The organism is Intrasporangium sp. (assembly GCF_035688975.1).
Lineage (GTDB): Bacteria > Actinomycetota > Actinomycetes > Actinomycetales > Dermatophilaceae > CALMNV01.
Window position 1 is genome coordinate 1 of sequence record NZ_DASSMH010000043.1, and the last position, 4,630, is coordinate 4,630.

Consider the following 4,630-nt stretch of genomic DNA (forward strand, 5'->3'; position numbering starts at 1 on the left):
TCGAGCGCGCCACGTCGGAGTCGGTCGCCCTGGACTCCACGGGCACGCTCCTCGTCGCCGGCGACCCCGACGACGCGGCGGTGCTCCACCGGCACGCCCAGCTGCTCGACCGGCTGGGCCTCGCCGGAGAGCGGCTGGGGGCCCGGGCGGCGCGGCGTCTCGAGCCGGCCCTGTCGCCCCGGCTCTGCGGCGCCCTCCTGCTCCCCGACGAGCACTCGGTCGATCCCCGCCGCGTCGTGCGGCTGCTCCTGCGCGCCCTTGCCTCGCTCGGGGTCACCGTCCGGCGGGCCCGGGCCCGGCCGCTCCTCGACGGTGGTCGGTGCGTCGGCGTCGAGACCGAGCCGGGCGAGGGACACGAGGCACGGCCCGGGCAGCGGCGGCCGGCCGACGCCGTCGTGCTCGCGAGCGGGTGGTCGGCAGGCCGCGCGCAGGTGCCGGGGCTCGACCTCGCGCGGGCGCTGCGGCCCCTCAAGGGGCAGGTGCTGCGCCTCCGCGGCGAGCCAGGCCTGCTCACCCACACCGTCCGGGCCACGGTCCACGGCGACGAGGTCTATCTCGTGCCCCGCCCCGACGGGGAGGTGGTCGTCGGCGCGACGAGCGAGGACGTCGGCGTCGACACCCGGGTCACGGCTGGCGGCGTGCACGACCTGCTCCGGTCCGCCGTCGCGGTCGTGCCCGAGCTGGCCGAGCTCGAGCTGGCCGAGGCGACCGCCCGCCTGCGCCCGGCCACGCTCGACAACCTGCCCCTCGTGGGGGCGACGAGCACGCCCGGCCTGCTGCTCGCCGTCGGCCACGGCCGCGACGGCATCCTCCTCACCCCGCTGACGACCGAGGCCGTCGTCGCGGCCGTCCTCGACACGCCGGCCCCGCACCACGCCGAGCCCCTCGACCCCCAGCGGTTCGCCGCGGAACGGAGTCCTGCATGACCATCAGCGTCAACGGCACCGACCGGGCGTGTGCGCCCGGCCTCACCGTGGCTTCCCTCGTCGCCGAGCTCGACCTGCCGCCCCGCGGGATCGCGGTCGCCATCGACGGCGACGTGGTGCGCCGGTCGGAGTGGGAGACGACCGCCGTCAGGGACAAGGCGCGGGTCGACGTCGTCACCGCGATGCAGGGCGGCTGAGGTGACCGGCCCCTCGGCCCTCGTCATCGACGGGGTGACCCTGACCTCGCGCCTCATCCTCGGCACGGGCGGCGCGGCGAACCTCGCCATCCTCGAGGCGGCGGTCCGTGCCTCGGGCACCGAGCTCGTCACGGTCGCGATGCGCCGCGTCCCCGCCGACGGCGTCGGGGGGCTGCTCGACGTCCTCGCGTCGTGCGGCGTCCGGCTCCTGCCCAACACGGCCGGCTGCCACACCGCGCGCGAGGCGCTGCTCACGGCGCGGCTCGGGCGCGAGGCCCTCGGCACCCACTGGGTCAAGCTCGAGGTCATCGCGGACGACCGGACCCTGCTCCCCGACGTCGTCGAGCTCCTCGACGCCGCCGAGGCGCTCGTCGCCGACGGCTTCGTCGTGCTGCCCTACACGAGCGACGACCCGGTCGTCGCGCAGCGCCTCGTCGACGTGGGGTGCTCGGCCGTCATGCCGCTCGGGTCACCGATCGGCAGCGGCATGGGCATCCGCAACCCGCACGCCATCGAGCTCATCCGCGAGCTCGTCGACGTGCCCGTCGTCCTCGACGCCGGCATCGGCACCGCGTCCGACGCGGCGCTGGCGATGGAGCTCGGCTGCGATGCCGTGCTGCTCGCGACCGCGGTCACCCGCGCCGAGGACCCAGTCCGGATGGCGCTCGCGATGCGCAGCGCGGTCGAGGCGGGGCACCTCGCCCGCGGCGCCGGTCGGGTGCCCGTGCGCCGCCTGGCCTTCGCGTCCTCCCCGACGACCGGGCTGGTGGGCCGGTGACGTATGCCGTGCCCCGCGTCCTCGTGCTCACCGACCGCACCGCGGTGCCCCCGGGGCGCACGCTGCTCGAGGTCGTGGAGGCGGCGCTCGACGGCGGCGCCGGTGGCATCGTCGTCCGCGAGCGCGACCTGCCACCCGCCGAGCGGACCCGCCTTGTCGCCGCCGTCCACGGTCTCGCCGACCCGCGTGGGGCCTGGGTCGTCGTGGCGTCGGGCGGCAGGAGCCCCGACGAGCACGGCTCCGACGAGCACGGCGCCGACGAGCACGGAGCCGACGAGCACGGCTCGAAGCGGCGCGCCGGGCTCAGCGGCGTGCACCTGCGCGCCCGGGACCCGCTTCCGGCTGCGCGCCCGCCCCTGCTCGGCAGGTCGTGCCACGACGCCACCGAGCTCGCCGGAGCGACCGCGGACGGGGTCGACTACGTGACCCTCTCCCCCGTCGCCCCCTCCCCGTCGAAGCCGGGATACGGCCCCGCGCTCGGCAGGGACGGTTTCGCCCGCCTCCTCGACGAGGTGCGTCGGCGCGGCGCGCAGCCGCCGCCGGTCCTGGCGCTCGGGGGGGTCGACCCGGACATCGCCCGGGCGGCGGTCCTCGCGGGCGCCAGCGGGGTCGCGGTCATGGGCGGTGTCATGCGCGCCGCAGATCCCACGGCATACGTGCGATCCCTGGTCACGGCCGTGGACCACGGATGACGACGCACCCACCGGTCGCGCTCACCATCGCCGGCTCGGACAGCGGAGGCGGCGCAGGCATCCAGGCCGACCTCGCCACCTTCGCGGCATACGGCGTCCACGGCACGAGCGCCGTCACCGCGGTCACCGTCCAGGACACGACAGGCGTCCACCGGGTCCACGCCCTCCCCGCCGACCTCGTCGCGGCTCAGGCCGAGGCGGTCCTCGCGGACCTTCCGGTGTCTGCCGTCAAGACGGGCATGCTCGGCGATGCCGACGTGGTCCGGGTCGTGAGCATGCTCGCCGCCCGGGGCCTGCTCCCCCGCCTCGTCGTCGACCCCGTGCTCGTCTCGACGAGCGGCCACGCCCTCGCCACGGCGGAGGCGGCCTCGGCCATGGCGAGCCAGCTGCTCCCCCAAGCGCTGCTGGCCACGCCCAACACCGACGAGGCCGCGGCCCTGCTCGGCGCCCGCCCCGCCGAGAGCGCCGACGAGCAGCGCGAGCAGGCCGAGGCCCTGCGCCGGCTCGGCCCCACGGCCGTCGTGGTGACCGGGCGCCGGGACGGGCTCGACCGCGTCGACGTGCTCGCCACCCCCGAGCGCACGATCGAGCTGCGCGCCCCGTCCATCACGACGACGAACGACCACGGCACGGGGTGCACCTTCGCCTCGGCCGCGGCAGCCGCGCTGGCCCGGGGGGCGCCGGTCGAGGCGGCCGTCCGGTCGGCCGGTGAGTTCGTCCGGCTGGCCCTGCTGCGCTCGTCCGAGTGGCGGCTCGGGCGCGGCCGCGGACCGGTCAGCCACCTGCATCACCCACCCCTCGACCCGCTTCTGCACGCATCGTCGGACCAACCCCTTAGGAGGAACGCATGACCAGCGCCCGCACCAAGGTCTACGAGACCGGTCCCGGACCGGACGTCCGGGTCCCTTTCGTCGAGGTCTCCCTCGACGACTCACCCAGCGCCGCCGGCCCCCGTCCCAACCCGCCGTTCCGGCTCTACGACACGTCCGGACCGGGCAGCGACCCGGAGGTCGGGCTCCCGCCGCTGCGCGAGGACTGGATCCGGGACCGCGGCGACGTGGAGGTGTACGTCGGCCGTGACCGCAACCTCGCCGACGACGGCCGGTCGGCCCTGCGCCGTGGCCAGTCATCCCGCGAATGGCGTGGCGCGCGGCGAAACCCCTTGCGCAGCAAGGACGGCCGCACGGTGACCCAGATGGCCTACGCCAGGGCGGGGATCACCACGCCCGAGATGCAGTTCGTCGCCGTCCGCGAGCAGTGCGACGTCGAGCTCGTCCGCTCGGAGGTCGCCGCCGGCCGTGCCATCATCCCGGCCAACGTCAACCACCCCGAGTCCGAGCCGATGGTCATCGGCCGCGCGTTCCTCGTCAAGGTCAACGCCAACATCGGCAACTCCGCGGTCACGAGCTCGATCGAAGAGGAGGTCGAGAAGCTGACGTGGGCCACGAAGTGGGGCGCCGACACCGTCATGGACCTGTCCACCGGCGACGACATCCACACGACGCGGGAGTGGATCGTGCGCAACTCGCCGGTGCCGATCGGCACCGTGCCGATCTACCAGGCGCTCGAGAAGGTCGACGGCGACGCGTCGCGCCTGAGCTGGGAGGTCTTCCGCGACACCGTCATCGAGCAGTGCGAGCAGGGCGTCGACTACATGACGATCCATGCGGGGGTGCTGCTGCGCTACGTGCCGCTGACCGCCGAGCGGATCACCGGCATCGTGAGCCGAGGAGGCGCGATCATGGCCGGCTGGTGCCTTGCCCACCACGAGGAGAACTTCCTCTACACGCACTTCGACGAGCTGTGCGAGATCTTCGCCCGCTACGACGTGGCCTTCAGCCTCGGCGACGGCCTGCGGCCCGGCTGCACCGCCGACGCCAACGACGAGGCTCAGCTCAGCGAGCTGCGCACGCTCGCCGAGCTCACCGAGCGGGCCTGGCGCTACGACGTGCAGGTCATGGTCGAGGGCCCCGGCCACGTGCCGCTCAACCTGGTCAAGGAGAACGTCGACCTCCAGCAGGACTGGTGCCACGGCGC

6 protein-coding genes are annotated in these 4,630 nt (G+C 75.2%); all 6 read left to right on the forward strand.

Annotation, left to right across the window (positions count from 1 at the left end):
• On the forward strand, nucleotides 1-926 hold a 926-nt coding region (locus tag VFJ94_RS04250; protein WP_325002948.1), incomplete at its 5' end, for an FAD-dependent oxidoreductase.
• Nucleotides 923-1,123 carry a sulfur carrier protein ThiS gene (gene thiS / locus VFJ94_RS04255; protein ID WP_325002949.1) on the forward strand — a complete coding sequence of 67 codons (201 nt, stop codon included), beginning with the start codon at nucleotides 923-925 and terminating at the stop codon, nucleotides 1,121-1,123. The genes VFJ94_RS04250 and thiS, both read left to right, overlap by 4 nt.
• A 1-nt stretch (nucleotide 1,124) precedes the next feature.
• The gene (locus tag VFJ94_RS04260; RefSeq protein WP_325002950.1) at nucleotides 1,125-1,901 is read left to right on the forward strand and encodes a thiazole synthase; all 777 of its coding nucleotides are present in this window, start codon (nucleotides 1,125-1,127) and stop codon (nucleotides 1,899-1,901) included.
• Nucleotides 1,898-2,593, forward strand: a complete 696-nt coding sequence (locus VFJ94_RS04265) for a thiamine phosphate synthase (RefSeq protein ID WP_325002951.1) — start codon at nucleotides 1,898-1,900, stop codon at nucleotides 2,591-2,593. Before VFJ94_RS04260 ends, VFJ94_RS04265 begins: the two co-directional genes overlap by 4 nt.
• Complete coding sequence (thiD, locus tag VFJ94_RS04270) at nucleotides 2,590-3,444, forward strand: bifunctional hydroxymethylpyrimidine kinase/phosphomethylpyrimidine kinase (protein WP_325002952.1); 855 nt, start codon at nucleotides 2,590-2,592, stop codon at nucleotides 3,442-3,444. The genes VFJ94_RS04265 and thiD overlap by 4 nt, the downstream gene beginning before the upstream one ends.
• Nucleotides 3,441-4,630 (forward strand): phosphomethylpyrimidine synthase ThiC (gene thiC, locus VFJ94_RS04275; RefSeq protein ID WP_325002953.1); only part of this gene is annotated, 1,190 nt, incomplete at its 3' end. The genes thiD and thiC, both read left to right, overlap by 4 nt.